This is a genomic window from Parabacteroides sp. 20_3 (assembly GCF_964238835.1).
In the GTDB taxonomy this organism is placed as follows: Bacteria; Bacteroidota; Bacteroidia; order Bacteroidales; family Tannerellaceae; genus Parabacteroides; species Parabacteroides distasonis.
In genome coordinates this window covers 78246-95495 of record NZ_CAXSNO010000012.1, presented here as the reverse complement: position 1 = coordinate 95495, position 17250 = coordinate 78246, and the positions used below count along the sequence as shown (strand labels likewise).

Here is a 17250-nt window from a genome sequence, read left to right as displayed (position 1 = left end):
CTGCCTAAATCTAATCAACTAATTCAAATGATAAAAAGTCTAATTGTATCCATGCTTCTGACAGGTTGCGTTTCCTCCCTGTCCGCACAACAAAGTTTTTGGAAAGAAGATTTCTCCGCCGGGAAATTACCCGACGGCTGGATGATTGTCGATTCAACGAAATCGGCAAAGTGTGAATGGATTGTAACCGATCAGCCTTATCCCGGCTCTTTCCAGTTCGAGCAACAAGCACCTCCCATCGCATCTACAAGCCGTGGCTATCATATGCAATTCCGGCCGGGCGTAGTCACCGGGGAGGAGATCACGAAGTGGAATCAACGGGAGGAATACCCGAACGGCTATTTCCAGACCAGCGCTATCGATTGCACGGGAAAGAACGATGTGGTATTGAAATTCCAGCACTTGTTTCGTTGGAATAATTGGTTCACCGGAAAACGTGCCGGCCTTTGGGTTGGCGTCAGCAACGACGGGGTGAATTGGAAAGAGTATAACGTGATGGATAAGATCCCCGCCGCTACCCAGCTTCACGCCCCGGTGAATGAGGAGATTAACATCAGCGAGGTAGCCGCGAACCAGAAAACCGTCTACTTGCGTTTCTTCTGGCGGGATATCTTCTCTTGGTACTGGATGGTCGATGATATTGAGCTGACAGAGCCTTTCGCGCATGATTTGGCTTTGGAGAAAGTGACCTCACACCAAGAAATCGGGAATACGTTCACGAAGGAAGACGTGTTGAAAGTGAAGCTGAAGAACGTTGGTTCCCAGCCCGTAGACGAGGATTTCACGGTAACCGCCTCCTTGAACAACGGTCAGAAACTAACCGCCACGGTAACCGCCTCCGGGCATCCGATCGCTAAACAAGAGGAATATGAGGTAGCTTTCCCTGCTACCGACCTAACCCAGATGGGCTCCTATAAAATAGAGTTCGCTATCCAATACCCGAAGGATGAGCGTTCGTCAAACAACGTATTAAAAGCGAACCTGTTCGCTGCCCGTATGAACTTGGGTAAGTTGACGAAGTTCAATAAGATCAGCAACACGGAATATGAGTTCGTCTCCGGGTACGCTAAGGTTAAGTTGATGTTTTACCGGGATGATATCTTCCGTATCTGGTTGGCACCGGATGGGGAGTATACCAATCCGGCGGCAAACTCGATCGTTGTAGATTATGGGGTAAAGAACCCGAGAGTCTCCATGGCCGACAACGGCAGCTATTATAAGTTCACGACTCCCCAATGTGTCGTACGTGTCTATAAGAACCCTATTCGTTTCGCCATGTATGACAAGAATAACCGTGCCGTGATCTACGAGGAGGCCGAACCACTTGCCTTCGGACTGAAAACGACCCAAACGATGCGCCGTAGCGGTGATGAGGATTTCTACGGTTGCGGTATGCAACAAGGTAATTTCTCATACGCCGGGAAGGAAGCGGATATCGAGGTGACCGGTTGGGATGAGGATCAATCCTCTAACCCGGCTCCCTTCTATATGTCCACGAAAGGATATGGCGTATTCCGCAATACGTTTGCCCCGGGCCATTATGCCTTCAACGGCACGGAGATGCTGGACAAGAACTATGATGATGGCTTTAAGCTGATGGGCTTCACCAGTCAGTTGACGCATAACGAGAATCGCTTTGATGCGTTCTACTTCTACGGCCCTTCCTTGAAAGACCTATTGAACGACTATACGGATATCACCGGAAAACCTTTTATGCCGGCGATGTGGATGCTTACGATGGGAGACGCCGACTGCTATAACAAAGGGGAACAGCGCACCGGATGGCCTCAATCCACCCCGGACGTAATCAGCCAAGTTGCTGATAAATATGTGGAATATGATATGCCCCGTGGCTGGATCTTGCCGAACGATGGCTATGGTTGCGGCTATGTGAAATTGGATTCTGTTGTGACGGAATTAGGTAAACGAGGCTTCCATACGGGCTTGTGGACAGAGAATGGTGTGGATAAGATCGCCTACGAGGTTGGTAAATGTGGTACCCGCCTGTGTAAATTGGATGTGGCTTGGGTTGGAGAAGGCTATGAGTTTGCCTTGAATGGCTGTAAATCCGCATTCGAGGGGATCGAGAGCAATACGAACGAACGAGGCTTCGTATGGGCTGTTTGCGGTTGGGCCGGAACTCAGCGGTATTCTACGGTATGGAGCGGTGACCAAGTGAGCAACTGGGATTATATCCGTTACCATATCCCGACGATCACGGGTGCCGGCCTTTCCGCCATGAACGCCGCTACTAGCGATGTGGACGGTATCTTCGGCGGTTCCCCGAAAACCTATACCCGCGACTTGCAATGGAAGGTCTTCACCCCGATCTTTATGACCATGAGTGGCTGGGCAGATGCCGACCGTCAGCCTTGGGTATATGGGCATCCGTACACGGATATCAACCGTAAATTCTTAAAGCTGAAGATGCGTCTGAACCCGTACGCCTATACCTATTGCCATGAGGCGCATACGACCGGTGTACCGATGGCTCGTGCGATGGTACTGGAATTCCCGGATGACGTGGTTACTCGTGATACGACTACCCAATACCAGTTCATGAGTGGCGAATGGATGATGGTTGCCCCTGTATATACCCGTAAGAATGTACGCGATAGTATTTACTTCCCTGCCGGAGAATGGTACGACTATTGGACCGGAAAGACATACGAGGGTGGCAAGTGGTTGGATAAATATGAGGCTAAACTGGATATTTGCCCGGTATTTATCCGTCAAGGCGCCATTATCCCGATGTACCCGGATATGAATTATGTCGGTGAGAAACCTGCGGATGTCTTGACCTTGGACTTATATCCCTATGGAAACACCTCTTTCAATTTATATGAAGACGACGGTCTCACCCGTGATTATAAGAAAGGCGAGTTTGCCTGTACCTTGATCTCTGTTTCCTCCCCAAAAGGTGAGAAAGGAACGATCACCGTGGATATAGCGAAAGCGAAAGGAGATTATAAAGGACGTTACCAAGAGCGTACTTACCTATTGGATGTCCGCTCAGAATCCAGCCCGTCAAACGTAACCGTAGCCGGGAAGCCGCTATCTGCCATCTCCCCCGAAGCGTTCAATGCCGGACAAGAAGGCTGGTACTTCGATGCCTCGGATCGTATGGGAAGGGTTAAGGTACGGACGAACCGTTTGTCTACGAATCAGGATCAGAAGATTGTAATTGGTTTCTAACACTTCTATTTATTTTAAAGGTATATGAAAACACAATTGACTTTATGTATATCCGGGACATTGCTGCTTATCGGAATGTCCGGTTGCGAAAAAACTCCGGAGCGTCCTATGAATGTTGTGTATATCTTAGCGGATGATTTAGGATATGGAGATGTTGGCTGTTATGGCCAACAGATTATCAAGACTCCCAATATAGACCGGATGGCGAAGGAGGGAATGTTGTTCACGCAGCATTATGCCGGATGTACGGTGAGTGCCCCTTCCCGTTGCTCCTTGATGACCGGATTGCATACGGGACATACGCAAGTCCGGGGAAACCGGGAGATCACGCCCGAAGGCCAACAGCCGATGCGGGAGGATACCTATACGTTGGGTAAATTAATGAAATCGGCCGGTTATACGACCGGTATCTTTGGTAAATGGGGATTGGGAAATCCGGGCTCTGTCTCCATTCCCAATAAGATGGGTTTCGATGAGTTTTATGGGTATAATTGTCAACGGCAGTCGCATTCCTTCTATCCGGATCATTTATGGCATAATGAGGAGAAGGTTCTTTTTCCTGAAAACGAGAACAATGCTTGCAAAACATATTCACAAGATTTGATTCATGAGCAAGCATTGAAGTTCATCCGGGATCATAAGGAGCAACCGTTCTTCGCGATGCTTACCTATACGCTGCCTCATGCGGAATTGAATCTTCCGCATGATTCTATTTATAAGATGTACGAGAACTCATTCGAGGAGACTCCTTATATTGGTAAGTTTGATAAAGTGTATGGCGGTTATAATACCTCGGAGAAACCCTTGGCCTCCTTTGCCGCCATGGTCTCCCGGTTGGATAAATACGTGGGGGATGTAATGGCTGAATTGAAAGAGTTGGGTTTGGATAAGAATACGATCGTGATTTTTACCAGCGATAACGGCCCGCATCATGAGGGTGGAGCTGATCCGGACTTTTTCAAGAGCTACGGACCTTTCAGGGGGATCAAACGGGATGTATATGAAGGAGGCATCCGTATACCTATGGTGGCATGGTGCCCGGGTACGATCAAGGCCGGAGCTCAATCGGATCATATCAGCGCATTCTGGGATGTCATGCCTACGTTGGCAGAGCTTACAGGTACGGTTTTGCCCGAGCAGACGGATGGAATCTCTTTCTTACCAACCTTGTTATCAAAGAAAGATCAACAGGCCCATGATTATTTATATTGGGAATTTCACGAGTTGAATGGCCGGGAAGCATTACGCTCCGGTAAATGGAAACTAATCCGGCAACCGATCGTGGGTGAGACTATATTGGAATTGTATGATTTAAGTAATGATATACATGAGGATACGAATCTAGCGGAGAAGTATCCCGATAAGGTAAAAGAACTAGCATCCTTAATGGACAACGCCCGTACAGAGTCTCCGTACTTTGACTTTGGAAGAGAAAAGTAGGCGTGCGAGTAGAGGATAAAGTGTAGGCGTAATATCTGTTAGGTAATGATAAAAAAGGCTTTCTTTCAGCGAGAAAGCCTTTTTTTTGTATCTTTGGCTCTCGTAATTTTAAGACAAAAAGAAGTAAGACTATGTTAGACGTTCAAGCGATCCGAAAAGACTTTCCGATCTTGGATCATAAGATATACGATAAACCGCTTATATATTTTGATAATGGCGCTACTACCCAGAAACCTCGTCAAGTGGTAGAAAAGATAGAGAATGGATATTATAACGTAAACGCCAATATCCACCGAGGCGTACATTTCTTGAGCCAAGCGGCGACAGAGGCGCATGAGGAGGCTCGCAAAACGGTACAGCATTTCTTGAATGCCCGTTCCTCGAATGAGATTATTTTTACCCGGGGAACTACGGAATCCATTAATTTGATCGCTTCCAGCTTTACGGATGAATGTATGTCGGCAGGGGATGAGGTGATCGTGTCCGTTATGGAGCATCATTCCAATATCGTTCCTTGGCAGATACAAGCGGCCCGGAAAGGTATTACGTTGAAGGTGATCCCGATGAATGAGAAAGGGGAGTTGAATCTGGATGAGTATCGTAAATTATTCTCGGATAAGACTCGTCTGGTTTCCGTGACTCATGTGTCTAACGTCTTGGGTACGGTAAATCCGGTAAAGGCGATGATCGAGATCGCTCATGAACAAGGCGTACCGGTGTTGGTAGACGGGGCTCAAGCCGTTCCGCATATGAAGGTGGATGTGCAGGACTTGGATGCGGAGTTCTATGTTTTCTCTGGGCATAAGATTTACGGACCGACGGGTATCGGGGTCTTGTATGGTAAAGAGGAGTGGTTGGATAAACTTCCTCCATATCAGGGAGGAGGCGAGATGATCGCTACGGTCTCGTTCGAGAAGACAACTTTTAATGAGCTTCCTTTTAAGTTCGAGGCGGGAACTCCGGATTACATCGGTAGCACGGCATTGGCGGAAGCCTTGCGGTATGTAGAGCGGATCGGTATAGAGAATATAGCTGCTTATGAGGATGAGCTTTTGCGATATGCGACCGCTGGATTAAATACGATCGAAGGGATGCGTATTTTCGGACAAGCGGATCATAAAGGAGCGGTGCTTTCTTTTTTGGTGGGTAATATCCATCATTACGATATGGGGATGTTGCTGGACCGTCTGGGAATAGCGGTTCGTACAGGGCATCATTGTGCCCAGCCTTTGATGCATACCTTAGGGATCGAAGGTACGGTGCGGGCGTCTTTTTCTTTTTATAATACGAAAGAGGAGATCGATACGTTCATCGCAGGTGTGGAACGAGTTCGGAAGATGTTTTGAGTATGATGTATTATATTAAGAAATATCCGTTTTCTCTGGCGATTATATTGATCGTTATTTATCTATCTTTCTTCAAACCGCCGTCGATGGAGAATCTGCCTTTGTTTCCGGGAGTGGACAAGGTGGTTCATTTCTGTATGTATGGGGGGATGTCGGGTATGCTATGGCTGGAGTTCTTGCGGAATCACCGGAAGTATGAGACGGTATTATGGCATGCTTGGATCGGGGCGGTTTTATGCCCGATCGTTATGAGTGGGATTATTGAGATATTGCAAGAATATTGTACGACGTACCGGGGCGGGGATTGGTTTGATTTCTTGGCGAATACTTGCGGGGTGATCGCCGCTACGACATTCGCTTGGTTCGTGCTTCGCCCTTGGATTGTAAAGGAGCAAAAATAATGTAAGCTATATATACGATAAATAATAAACTGGGATATGTTATTACCTTATATGGAAACCGGGCGTATAGAGGCCGGGTGTGATGAGGCGGGAAGAGGTTGCTTGGCGGGTGCGGTATTCGCCTCCGCCGTGATTCTTCCGGAAGATTTCAAGAATCAGGATTTAAACGATAGCAAGCAATTAAGCGAGAAGAAACGGTATAAGCTTCGTCCCGTCATCGAGCGGGAGGCGATCGCTTGGGCGGTAGGTATCGTTAGCCCGGAAGAGATCGATAAGATTAATATTTTGAAAGCCTCTTTCTTGGCCATGCATCGTGCGATCGAGCAGCTGAAAGTACAGCCGGAACATTTATTGATCGATGGAAACCGTTTTACCCCCTATCCCGATATTCCGCATACGACTGTAGTAAAAGGCGATGGCAAATACCTGAGTATCGCCGCCGCCTCTATATTGGCTAAAACCTATCGGGATGATTATATGAATGAATTGGCCTTGGAATACCCCGCTTATCATTGGCTGGACAATAAAGGCTATCCTACCAAGGCCCACAGGGAAGCGATTCGTACCTGTGGGATCACGCCCTATCATCGCAAGACTTTTACGCTCTTACCGGAGCAGCTTACACTAGGTTTTTAATACGTATATAGGCATAACCTTATGCGTATATACGTATGAGGCTATGCCTATATCGGTGTAGGCTTACACGTATATACGTATCGGCCCGTGCCTATATACGTGTAAAATACCTGTTTTTATTGTTGTTCCTTTGCCCGGTAAGCCATCGCGTATAGGCGCATTTGCTTCACCATCGCTACCAACCCGTTGGAACGAGTAGGGGATAAATGCTCTTTTAATCCTACCTTGTCGATAAAGTAAAGATCGGCATCCAGTATCTCCTGCGGGGTATGGCCGGATAGGATATTGATCAAAAGGGATACGATACCTTTTACGATCACGGCATCGCTTTCTCCTTGGAAAATAATCTTTCCATCCACATAATCCGCTTGGAACCAAACCCGGCTTTGGCAACCCTCGATCAAGTTACTTTCCGTTTTATATTTCTCATCAAGCGGGGGAAGTGAATTTCCCAGATCTATTAATAACGCATATTTGTCCATCCAATCGTCGAAGACTGAGAATTCTTCGATTACATTGTCTTGAAGTTCATTGATTGTCATTTTATCAGTATTTTATCGATTGTATATTACTTCCAGTACGGTTTGACCGGCAGCTTTTAGAGTCTCACGGTCTATATTCTCCATATTATCTTTTTGAGTATGCCAATAACTGGCGAAACCTGTTTTAGACTCAGGGTCGTAGTTAATGATGTCGATACTCGGGATATTACGTCCGCTAATCACATATTGGTGATCGTCTATGAGCGCTCCGCCGGTGGCGTTAATGAAATATTTGCCATATCCCAGATCGCGGGCCGCGCTCCATACCATCTCGACGATCGGGGCTGCCGCACGTAAGGATTGTTGCTCCTTGAAAAACGTGGCGTTCTTGCCGCCCACCATATCCAATAAGATTCCGTATTCCGCCGTATAATTGGGGACATGCGGATTTTTTGCCCAGAACTGGGTACCTAGGCACCAGCTATCCGGTGTATAATCGGTTACGAATTCCGGCGTACCATAATCCTCCGCATCGAAGAAAATAATATCGATACCGATACCCGGGACTTTTTGTCCGATTTGGCGGGCGATTTCCAATAAGGCACCTACACCACTACCGCCATCGTCCGCCCCGTCCAATGGAGTTCGGTGCTTGGAAGGATCGGGATCGTGGTCCGAATAGGGACGGCTGTCCCAATGCGCGAATAGTAAAATACGTTTACTATTCTCCGGATCAAACGAGCCTATGATGTTTCTCGCTTCCAGCTTCGTTCCGTCGTAGGCGGTCAGTATCGCTTCCTGTTGGTAGACTTTGGCGCCAAAGCGCTTCAATTCAGATGCTAAGTAATCCCCGCATGCTTTATGAGCCGCCGTGTTAGGTACACGGGGACCAAAAGCGACTTGGTTCGCTACATAGGCGTAAGCGCTGTCTGCGTTGAAATCGGGAACAGCTGAGGCGATCGGTTGTTTTTTGATCTCCGGCATATTACCTGTCTCTTTGGTTCCTTTGGCTCCACATGATAAAAGAGCAAAACTCAATAACGCAAAAAATAATCTGATCATAAATCTGTTTTGTTTATAATGTTTTTACGGAGGCAGTCGCTTGAACCTCGTCTAATATACGCATCAAGTTTCCACCCCATATCTTGGCGATATCTTCCTCTGTATATCCTTTCTCTATTAATTTAACAGTGATCTGTATGAAATCGTTGTCACTTTCGCAACCGATAATTCCGCCACCGCCATCAAAATCAGAGCCGATACCTACATGATCGATACCGGCGACTTTCACCATATGATCGATATGTTCGATTGCGTCGGTAAGGCTCGCGTTTTTATAATCCTCATTGATATAGCGGTCGAGCAAGCAAACTTGCGCTACGCCTCCATTTTGGGCAAGGGCCTTTAGTTGTTCGTCGGTCAGGTTACGGTCGTGCTTGCACATCGCCATGGATGAGGAATGCGAGCAGATGATCGGGGCCTTGGACAATTTGATAACATCCCAAAATGCCTTCTCAGAGGCATGAGACATATCCACCATGATACCTTGGCGATTCATCTCTTTCACGACCTCTTCGCCAAACGGACTTAAACCGTCCCATTCTTTCTTGGTATGGGTGGATGAGTCGCAAATATCGTTATCGTAGGAGTGGCAGAGCGTGATATAATTGACACCCATCGCCTTGAACTTAGCGATATTCGCCAGATCCTTACCAATGCCGTATCCATTCTCTATACCGATAAAGAACGCTTTTTTCCCTTCATTCTTCAAGCGGATGAAGTCTTGGTTCGTAACGGCGATGCCACATAAATCCTTATTCAATTCAGCTTGCTTGCGAATACCTTCGATCAAGCCTGTTACTTTTTGTACGGCTTCTTGTAAAGAGGCCTCATCACGTTTACCTTGTCCGATGAAGGCCGCAAGGAACACCCCGTCTAGTTTCCCTTCTTGCATCTTAGGGATGTTTACCCGGTTACGTTCCCGGTCGGCGATGCTGAATCCGGCACGTTTAAACCAGAAAGGAGTATCGGTATGTGTATCTACGGAAAGGAAATGCTTGTGCATCTCTTTGGCTTGGTGGAAAGTCTCGGCCTTTCCTATCAGATGGTGGAATATCTTTAACATCGTAGTGTCGCCTCCGTAAGTCAATGCTTCTGGATGCCATTGAACTCCCATGATGGATCGGTTCGGATAAGCGTCGATAGCCTCGATAATACTGTCGGGCGCATAAGCGGTAGCCTTGAAGATAGGCGCCAACTCCTTGATCGCTTGATGATGAAGAGAGTTTACGGCTAAGGTATCTTTCCCTAGAATAGTGGCTAGCTGTGAGTTTGCGTCAACAAAGACACGGTGTGAGCCATACGAACTGGGTAAATCTTGCCTATGCTTGACAGAATGATCGCCACGTTGTGAGGGGATGTCTTGGTAAAGCGTACCGCCAAACGCTACATTCAACAGTTGCAATCCCCGGCATATGCCTAAGACGGGAATATTTTGGTCGGTAGCCATCTTGATTAGTTTCAACTCATACAAATCGCGTACCGGATCGACTTCCTCCAGCTTTTCCCGAGGCTCCTCCTCATACCATAGAGGGTTTACATCCGCTCCTCCTATAAGAACTAGCCCGTCTAAATTCGATACGATATTTCTGAGTACCTTACCGTCAGTAACAGCCGGGATGATAACCGGAGTTCCCCCTGCCTTTACGATGGATTGGATATAGGTGGCCCCCACCCGGGAAGCACCATTGGAGATACTAGCGGAAATCCCGATCAATGGGGAGAATCGTGCCCGCACGTTTACATCGCAAGAGTCTGTCAACTCATATAGCTTTTTTAAGTTGGGTACCTCCGATCCGGGTGTCTGTGCCTGTGCTCCACATAAGATACTACAGGCGCATATTGCTGTGTATAAGATCTTTTTCATAATATGTAGTTGTTTTCGTTTGCTATTTGTTTGGGAAATCTTGTATAGCGGTCATAACCCTTAGCAAGTTTCCACCCCATATTTTCCGTATATCTTCTTCCGTATATCCTTCTTCTAAAAGTCGGACGGTAATGTTAATCAACTCGTTGGTAGCCGAGCAACCGATCAGTTCCCCGTCTCCGTCAAAATCCGAGCCGATTCCTACATGATCGATACCGATTAAATCCACGATATGATTGATATGGCGGATAGCGTCGCTTAAAGAAGCTTTGTCCTCTTCCTTATTGATGAATCCTTTGTATAGGCAGATTTGGGCGACACCCCCTTGAGCAGCCAGTGCTTTCAGCTGATCATCTGTTAAGTTACGAGGATGATCGCAAAGCGCACGTGCGGAAGAGTGGGAGGCTATGATTGGCGTCTCGCTCACTTCCAGTACCTGATAAAAGGTACTTTCCGCCGCATGCGAGATATCAACCATGATTCCTAATCGGTTCATCTTTTTTACCACTTCCTTACCGAAAGGACTTAGTCCTTTCCATTCCTGTTTTCCTCTAGCGGAATCACAAATATCGTTATCCCCATTATGGCATAAGGTGATATAAGAAACTCCCATATCCTTGAACATCCGTAGGTTTTCGATCTGCTTCCCTAAAGCGTACCCGTTCTCGATGCCGAGGCAGATCGCTTTTTTCCCTTGCGCTTTGATTGTTCGGATCTCTTGGGGGGTAGTCGCTATAGCCATCCGGTCCGGATGTAAGGTTTGCTGGCGTTTTACTTGATTCAGCCGTTCTATCGCATACGCTGTCGCCGCCTGTAAAGATGCCTCATCTCGTTTACCTTGCGGGATATAGGCGACCATAAAGGTCGCGTCGATACGTCCTTCTTCCATAAAAGGAAGATTCACTTTCCCTCCTTCTTTCTCCCCGATATTAAATTCACCGGGAAAGATCATTGGGGTATCTGTATGGGAATCGATCGTCACGATCTGTTGATGGATCGCTTTGGCTTTCGCGAAACGGCGGGCATTCTCGATATGGTAAGCGAATAGGGCTTTCATGGCCTCATCCCCTTGCGGAGCCATGGCCTCCGGATGCCATTGTACACCGAATATCGTTTTCTCCGTATGTTCCATAGCCTCATTGATTCCATCCGGGGCGGTCGCTGTCGCTCTAAATCCGGGGGCGACCTCTTTTACCGCTTGATGGTGGAAAGAGTTGACAAGGATTTGTTTTTCTCCATTGAAAATAGTACGTAGGCGGTTCATTCCCGGTTCGAGTGTTACCGTATGCGACGGATATTCCCGCGCCAATGTCTGGCTATGTTTCAATAGAGCATGATTGGCTTGTGAATGGATGTCTTGATAGACACTTCCTCCGAACGCTACATTCATGATCTGATGCCCTCGGCAAATACCCATGATCGGAATTTGTCGATTAGCGGCCAAGCGAAGCAAGATCAAATCGTATTCGTCACGTAGCGTATCTACGTCTTGCAATTGCGGGATAGGCTCCTCATGCAAATAGAGCGGATTGATGTCTCCACCCCCGCTCATAACCAATCCGTCTAGTTCGGAAACCAGTACGGTCAATGCTTTCAGATCCGTGATCACCGGGATAAGTACCGGGGCTCCCCCCGCATCCAGCACGGCTTGCACGTAGGTCTCGGCTATACAGGAAAGTCCGTCTCTCCGGTTAGCGGATATTCCTATTCGGGGAGGTTGAAGGCTTTCTTTAGCCGGTATATAATTATCAACTTCTTTGTATAGGGCCTCTAGATTCGGACGACGGACTTTCATGATTTTAAGCATCTATGTTAGCATATGTAGCGTTTTCCTCGATAAACTCGCGGCGAGGGCCTACGTCTTCACCCATCAACATGGCGAAGATTTGGTCAGCCTCGGCTGCGTTGTCGATCGTGATCTGCTTTAACGTACGGTTTTCCGGGTTCATGGTCGTATCCCACAATTGATGGTCGTTCATTTCTCCCAAACCTTTGTATCGTTGTGTATGGATCGAGTTCTCGTTGCCTCCTCCATATTTTAAGATGAACTGCTGACGTTGTTGCTCGGTCCAGCAATATTCCTCAACCTTACCTTTCTTACACAAATAGAGGGGAGGAGTTGCCAGATACACATACCCGTTCTCGATCAAGGAACGCATACGGCGGAAGAAGAAGGTCAAGATCAATGTGGCGATGTGGCTACCGTCCACATCGGCATCGGTCATGATAATCACCTTGTGGTAACGCAGCTTCTCCATGTTCAACGCTTTCGGGTCATCCTCCGTACCGACGGTTACGCCCATCGCGCGATAGATGTTCTGGATTTCCTCGCTTTCGAAGATCTTATGATCCATCGCTTTCTCCACGTTCAAGATCTTACCGCGCAATGGTAGGATCGCTTGGAAGTTACGGTCGCGTCCTTGCTTAGCCGTACCCCCTGCGGAGTCTCCCTCGACAAGGAACAATTCGCAGATCGCTGCGTCTTTAGAGGAACAGTCCGCCAATTTACCGGGAAGCCCACCTCCTGTCAGCGGAGATTTGCGTTGTACCAATTCGCGAGCCTTACGAGCGGCATGGCGGGCTTGAGCGGCCAAGATCACCTTGTCGACGATTATTTTCGCCTCTTTCGGATGTTCTTCCAAATAATAGCCTAACGCCTCGCCGATCGCCATATCCACGGCACCGGTAACCTCGCTATTACCCAGCTTCGTCTTTGTCTGTCCCTCAAACTGAGGCTCGGCTACCTTGATAGAGATAACGGCGGTCAAACCTTCACGGAAGTCATCTCCTTGAATCTCCACCTTGGCTTTCTCCAATAATTTAGAATCCTCGGCGTACTTTTTCAACGTACGGGTCAGGCCACGGCGGAAACCGGCTAAGTGTGTACCACCTTCTATCGTGTTAATATCATTTACGTAAGAGAATACGCTCTCGTTGTAAGAAGTATTATAAGTTAACGCCACCTCGACAGGGATACCCTGCTTCTCGGTAACGATATGGATTACGTCTGGAATCAGTTTCTCTTTAGAACGGTCGATATAGCGGACAAATTCTTTCAATCCCTCATCCGAATGGAATACCTCGGACTTGAAAGAACCGTCTTCTTTCTGAACTCGCTTATCTGTCAGACGTAGCGTAATACCAGCGTTCAAGAACGCTAATTCGCGCAAACGGGTAGCCAATATATCATACTTGTATTCCGTGACCGTAAAGATAGAACCGTCCGGCTTGAAAGAGATCGTAGTACCTGTTTTATCCGTATTATCGATAACTTGTACGTCGTGCAACGGCTTTCCGCAAGAGAACTCTTGCATATGTACTTTGCCGTTCCTGCGAACTTCCGCTTTCAGATAGGTAGAGAGTGCGTTCACACAAGATACACCCACACCGTGCAAACCACCGGATACTTTATAGGTTCCCTTGTCGAACTTACCGCCGGCGTGCAGCACTGTCAGTACTACCTCCAAGGCTGATTTACCTTCTTTCTCATGAATATCCACGGGGATACCACGGCCGTCGTCGGTAACCGTGATCGAGTTGTCCTCATTGATTACCACGTCGATGTATGTACAATATCCGGCTAGCGCTTCGTCTATGGAGTTATCTACGACCTCATACACTAAGTGATGGAGACCTTTCTCGCTGGTATCGCCAATATACATGGATGGCCTTTTTCGTACTGCCTCTAACCCTTCAAGTACTTGAATACTATCTGCGGAGTACTCTGTAGAAGTATTCTTAATTTCTTCACTCATGAGTTTATCTTTCTTTAAAATCTGTAATTATCTATGTCCTCAAAAAAAATCTAACAAATGTAGTGATTTTTATCGAGATAGCGAAGTGGGGGATGTGAAAATAGCGAAAAAAGGACGGGTATAATAAAAAAGGAGAGAGATAAGCCATGAACTTATCTCTCTCCTTTTGGTTGGTAGCCCATAGGGGAATCGAACCCCTCTTTCAAGAATGAAAATCTTGCGTCCTAGCCGATAGACGAATGGGCCATCAGGTTTAAAAAAGCCGGGCTTATTGAGAGTCCGGCTTTATACTTGTAAAAGTAATTACCTTCTGCTTATGCTAGCGCGTTAACGTGCTTAGCCAACTTAGATTTCAGATTGCCGGCCTTGTTCTTGTGGATAACGTTCTTTTTTGCAAGCTTATCCAACATAGAGCATACCTTAGGGAACAAAGCCTGTGCCTCATTCTTGTCTTCAGTAGCGCGCAAAACTTTCATAGCGTTTCTAGCTGTCTTTGCGTAATATCTGTTACGCAAACGTCTTGCGTTTGTCTGTCTGATTCTCTTGATTGATGACTTATGATTTGCCATTTCTAGATCTTCTCTTTATTGTTTTTTAATCCTGTTTATTGTAGCCCATAGGGGAATCGAACCCCTCTTTCAAGAATGAAAATCTTGCGTCCTAGCCGATAGACGAATGGGCCAAAATGTCAAAGCTCTCACTTATAGCGTTCTAAGAAAGTGTTTTCCCGATTGCGAGTGCAAAGATAGACGATCTCTCTGAACTGGCAAAACATTTCGAAGGAAAATTTAATACTACTCACTGTTTTAACTTCTCTTTAGAACTTATATCTTCCAGATGAATTTCCAAGGCTTTAACGGAAATATTTATTTCCCAGATACATACACATAACGACGCCGCTAATAGCAATAAGGCTATGCCAAATATCCATGCGGCGAAAACCTGCCACGATACATAAATGAAGAACATAGCGATCACGCAGAGCAGCAAACTGAGTATTCCTAATATTTGCATGGAACGGGTCAGATAGAGCCTTTTCCGCAGGTTCGCTATCTGGGCGATATCCTTGGGGTCATGGGTTTGCTGATGCTTTTCTTTCAAGGCACGCACTACGCTGGCGTATGAAAGGAAGCGATTCGTATAGGCCAACAATATCAATGATATGGCGGAAAATAATAAAGAAGGGGTCGTTAAGTCCAACATAATTCTATACTTTAATTATATGTATAACGTTAATTTGAGTATCTTTGTTCTTAATCATCGTCGCAAAGATACGAATTATGTTGTGTAAAACGAGGGGGATTGTCTTGCATACGATCCCTTACAATGATAAATATTCTATTATATATATGTATACGGAGGCGTTTGGCCGGGCCTCGTATCTGGTTAGTCGTAGCCGTGGGAAGAAAAGCACGGTATCGAAGGCTTTGTTTATACCTTTGTCCGTTCTGGAAATGGAGGTGGAGCACTTGAATAAGCGGGACTTGCACCGGATTAAGGAGACCCGCATTTGTTTTCCGCTGAATGATGTTTGTTGTGATCCGGTTAAGAATGTATTGGCGCTTTTCCTCTCGGAGGTTCTTTTTAGGGTCGTGAAAGATACGGAGTCGGATCCCCGTTTATTTGATTATTTATACGAGTCCATACATCTATTGGAGTATGCGGATAAGGGTATCGCTAATTTTCATATGGTTTTCTTGTTAGGTCTTCTCCACCATCTCGGTATTTTCCCGAATATGGAATCGCATAGGGTGGGATATTATTTCGATATGTTGAATGGGGTGTTTACGGATCATATCCCGATGCATCGGCATTATTTAAATAAGGTGGAGAGCGCTTTCTTTTCCCGTTTGCTGCGTATCAGTTTTGAGAATATGTCGCTTTATGGTTTTTCCCGGCAAGAGCGGGTCCGTATTATTCATCGTATTCTTGAGTATTACCGTCTACATCTCCCGGATTTTCCGGAAATCAAATCGTTATCGGTGATGCAAAGCTTATTTGATTGATCTATTTGATGTTATATTAGCTCTTGAAAACACGTACGTGTTTCTTGAAAAAGACGTACATGTTTTTCCGGAAACACGTACATGTTTTTTCGGAAATAATGAGAAGCTTCCGGATAGGCGGGAAAAACATCCGATAACGGTTGCCTATTTGAGGAAAAGATTATACTTTTGCAATCTCAAAAGAGTTGGTCTTGTAGTTCAACGGATAGAATAGAAGTTTCCTAAACTTTAGATCCGGGTTCGATTCCCGGCGAGACTACTTTTATTTCCTCTCTTTTTTATCAAACTTGGTCAAAACAAGTAAGTTGATCTCCTTATTGTTAAACGTTTTTTTGTCTCTTGTATAAAGAGAGAGTAAATAAAATAAGCGTTTTCTTACTGCAGGTTGTTTCTTGTGGTGAGAATATTGTTTATATTTGCGCAAGGTAATCACTAAAAGATGAAACAACAGATAATTAATAAGCTAAGAGGCTTTTTCTCTTTGCAACCAATAGAGAAAGCATGGGTGTTTGGTTCCTGTTCACGTGGAGAGGAGACGAAGGATAGCGATATTGATATTCTGGTTCGTTTTGACTCCCACGCTCGTATTACATTATTCAAGTATGCGGGTATGGTGGAAGCTCTAAGCCAATTGTTGCATCGTAAGGTTGATTTGGTGGAGGAAGGACAATTGAAGGATTTTGCCGTTTCTTCTGTAGATCGGGATAAAATATTGGTATATGAGAGAGAAGCCTAAAGACAATACACGTCTACGGCATATGCTGGAGGCGATAAATAATGTCATTGAGTTCACGACAGATGTGACTTTTGAGGAGTATTCCAGGAACAAGATATTGCGTTTTGCGGTCATCAAGAATTTGGAGATTATAGGGGAGGCGGCTTATTTGATTACAAAGGAATTTCGGGAGGAACATCAAGAGATCGCATGGAATGAGGTCATAGGCATGCGCCATGTGTTAGTGCATGGGTATTATCAGATTCGGGATGAGATAGTGTGGGGAACCATTCAAACAGATCTATTTCCGCTTAAGGATAAGATAGAACGGTTGATCTGTAAATAAGC

At 46.1% G+C, this 17250-nt stretch carries 15 protein-coding genes and 3 tRNA genes; 9 read left to right on the top strand and 9 right to left on the bottom strand.

From position 1 onward, the window contains the following. The first annotated feature begins 27 nt into the window (after window positions 1-27). The 5 genes from ACESPU_RS20385 to ACESPU_RS20365 all read left to right on the top strand — a co-directional run bounded on the left by ACESPU_RS20385 (window position 28) and on the right by ACESPU_RS20365 (window position 7018). The gene (locus ACESPU_RS20385) at window positions 28-3195 is read left to right on the top strand and encodes a TIM-barrel domain-containing protein (RefSeq protein WP_146376175.1); all 3168 of its coding nucleotides are present in this window, start codon (window positions 28-30) and stop codon (window positions 3193-3195) included. Window positions 3196-3219: 24 nt separating this feature from the next. After that, window positions 3220-4635 carry an arylsulfatase gene (locus tag ACESPU_RS20380; RefSeq protein ID WP_121961523.1) on the top strand — a complete coding sequence of 472 codons (1416 nt, stop codon included), beginning with the start codon at window positions 3220-3222 and terminating at the stop codon, window positions 4633-4635. A gap of 131 nt (window positions 4636-4766) precedes the next feature. Next, window positions 4767-5981: a cysteine desulfurase gene (locus ACESPU_RS20375; RefSeq protein WP_309431183.1), complete on the top strand. Its 1215-nt coding sequence runs from the start codon at window positions 4767-4769 to the stop codon at window positions 5979-5981. A 2-nt stretch (window positions 5982-5983) separates the two neighbouring features. Further along, on the top strand, window positions 5984-6382 hold the full coding sequence (locus tag ACESPU_RS20370) for a VanZ family protein (protein ID WP_048927158.1): 399 nt from the start codon (window positions 5984-5986) through the stop codon (window positions 6380-6382). A gap of 36 nt (window positions 6383-6418) precedes the next feature. After that, window positions 6419-7018, top strand: coding sequence for a ribonuclease HII (locus ACESPU_RS20365; RefSeq protein WP_373133631.1), 600 nt, complete (start codon window positions 6419-6421; stop codon window positions 7016-7018). A 116-nt stretch (window positions 7019-7134) separates the two neighbouring features. Here the strand turns inward: ACESPU_RS20365 and ACESPU_RS20360 are convergent, their stop codons facing one another. From ACESPU_RS20360 to ACESPU_RS20320, 9 genes are all read right to left on the bottom strand, one after another. Further along, on the bottom strand, window positions 7135-7560 hold the full coding sequence (locus ACESPU_RS20360) for a SufE family protein (RefSeq protein WP_008772771.1): 426 nt from the start codon (window positions 7558-7560) through the stop codon (window positions 7135-7137). 12 nt (window positions 7561-7572) lie between these two features. Continuing rightward, entirely contained in the window at window positions 7573-8562 is a 990-nt protein-coding gene (locus tag ACESPU_RS20355) for a M28 family peptidase (protein ID WP_044545406.1), read from the bottom strand. Window positions 8563-8575: 13 nt separating this feature from the next. Then, complete coding sequence (locus tag ACESPU_RS20350) at window positions 8576-10426, bottom strand: membrane dipeptidase (RefSeq protein WP_373133629.1); 1851 nt, start codon at window positions 10424-10426, stop codon at window positions 8576-8578. A gap of 22 nt (window positions 10427-10448) precedes the next feature. Then, window positions 10449-12233 carry a gamma-glutamyl-gamma-aminobutyrate hydrolase family protein gene (locus ACESPU_RS20345; RefSeq protein WP_217773192.1) on the bottom strand — a complete coding sequence of 595 codons (1785 nt, stop codon included), beginning with the start codon at window positions 12231-12233 and terminating at the stop codon, window positions 10449-10451. After that, a complete protein-coding gene (gene gyrB / locus ACESPU_RS20340; RefSeq protein WP_048927161.1) occupies window positions 12226-14181 on the bottom strand; it encodes a DNA topoisomerase (ATP-hydrolyzing) subunit B in 1956 nt (651 codons plus the stop codon). Before gyrB ends, ACESPU_RS20345 begins: the two co-directional genes overlap by 8 nt. A 171-nt stretch (window positions 14182-14352) precedes the next feature. Beyond that, window positions 14353-14427: transfer RNA gene (locus ACESPU_RS20335), tRNA-Glu, on the bottom strand. A gap of 68 nt (window positions 14428-14495) precedes the next feature. After that, the gene (gene rpsT, locus ACESPU_RS20330) at window positions 14496-14750 is read right to left on the bottom strand and encodes a 30S ribosomal protein S20 (protein ID WP_005859369.1); all 255 of its coding nucleotides are present in this window, start codon (window positions 14748-14750) and stop codon (window positions 14496-14498) included. 41 nt (window positions 14751-14791) lie between these two features. Continuing rightward, window positions 14792-14863, bottom strand: a tRNA-Glu gene (locus ACESPU_RS20325). Between the two features lie 116 nt (window positions 14864-14979). Beyond that, window positions 14980-15384 (bottom strand): DUF2721 domain-containing protein, encoded by a 405-nt coding sequence (locus ACESPU_RS20320; RefSeq protein WP_005859368.1) that lies wholly within the window; start codon window positions 15382-15384, stop codon window positions 14980-14982. 77 nt (window positions 15385-15461) lie between these two features. On the opposite strand from ACESPU_RS20320, the gene recO reads away from it, so the two are divergent. From recO to ACESPU_RS20300, 4 genes are all read left to right on the top strand, one after another. Continuing rightward, window positions 15462-16187, top strand: coding sequence for a DNA repair protein RecO (gene recO / locus ACESPU_RS20315; protein WP_048927162.1), 726 nt, complete (start codon window positions 15462-15464; stop codon window positions 16185-16187). Between the two features lie 187 nt (window positions 16188-16374). Further along, window positions 16375-16446 (top strand) — tRNA-Arg (locus ACESPU_RS20310). Between the two features lie 180 nt (window positions 16447-16626). Continuing rightward, window positions 16627-16923 carry a nucleotidyltransferase family protein gene (locus ACESPU_RS20305; protein WP_005865085.1) on the top strand — a complete coding sequence of 99 codons (297 nt, stop codon included), beginning with the start codon at window positions 16627-16629 and terminating at the stop codon, window positions 16921-16923. Next, window positions 16907-17248 carry a DUF86 domain-containing protein gene (locus ACESPU_RS20300; protein WP_008772765.1) on the top strand — a complete coding sequence of 114 codons (342 nt, stop codon included), beginning with the start codon at window positions 16907-16909 and terminating at the stop codon, window positions 17246-17248. The genes ACESPU_RS20305 and ACESPU_RS20300 overlap by 17 nt, the downstream gene beginning before the upstream one ends. Window positions 17249-17250 lie beyond the last annotated feature (2 nt).

Bases quoted from the DNA above. Each gene is read 5' to 3' on its own strand.
- ACESPU_RS20385 (WP_146376175.1), top strand. From the start codon at position 28: ATGATAAAAAGTCTAATTGTATCCATGCTTCTGACAGGTTGCGTTTCC.
- ACESPU_RS20380 (WP_121961523.1), top strand. From the start codon at position 3,220: ATGAAAACACAATTGACTTTATGTATATCCGGGACATTGCTGCTTATC.
- ACESPU_RS20375 (WP_309431183.1), top strand. From the start codon at position 4,767: ATGTTAGACGTTCAAGCGATCCGAAAAGACTTTCCGATCTTGGATCAT.
- ACESPU_RS20370 (WP_048927158.1), top strand. From the start codon at position 5,984: ATGATGTATTATATTAAGAAATATCCGTTTTCTCTGGCGATTATATTG.
- ACESPU_RS20365 (WP_373133631.1), top strand. From the start codon at position 6,419: ATGTTATTACCTTATATGGAAACCGGGCGTATAGAGGCCGGGTGTGAT.
- ACESPU_RS20360 (WP_008772771.1), bottom strand. From the start codon at position 7,560: ATGACAATCAATGAACTTCAAGACAATGTAATCGAAGAATTCTCAGTC.
- ACESPU_RS20355 (WP_044545406.1), bottom strand. From the start codon at position 8,562: ATGATCAGATTATTTTTTGCGTTATTGAGTTTTGCTCTTTTATCATGT.
- ACESPU_RS20350 (WP_373133629.1), bottom strand. From the start codon at position 10,426: ATGAAAAAGATCTTATACACAGCAATATGCGCCTGTAGTATCTTATGT.
- ACESPU_RS20345 (WP_217773192.1), bottom strand. From the start codon at position 12,233: ATGCTTAAAATCATGAAAGTCCGTCGTCCGAATCTAGAGGCCCTATAC.
- gyrB (WP_048927161.1), bottom strand. From the start codon at position 14,181: ATGAGTGAAGAAATTAAGAATACTTCTACAGAGTACTCCGCAGATAGT.
- rpsT (WP_005859369.1), bottom strand. From the start codon at position 14,750: ATGGCAAATCATAAGTCATCAATCAAGAGAATCAGACAGACAAACGCA.
- ACESPU_RS20320 (WP_005859368.1), bottom strand. From the start codon at position 15,384: ATGTTGGACTTAACGACCCCTTCTTTATTATTTTCCGCCATATCATTG.
- recO (WP_048927162.1), top strand. From the start codon at position 15,462: ATGTTGTGTAAAACGAGGGGGATTGTCTTGCATACGATCCCTTACAAT.
- ACESPU_RS20305 (WP_005865085.1), top strand. From the start codon at position 16,627: ATGAAACAACAGATAATTAATAAGCTAAGAGGCTTTTTCTCTTTGCAA.
- ACESPU_RS20300 (WP_008772765.1), top strand. From the start codon at position 16,907: ATGAGAGAGAAGCCTAAAGACAATACACGTCTACGGCATATGCTGGAG.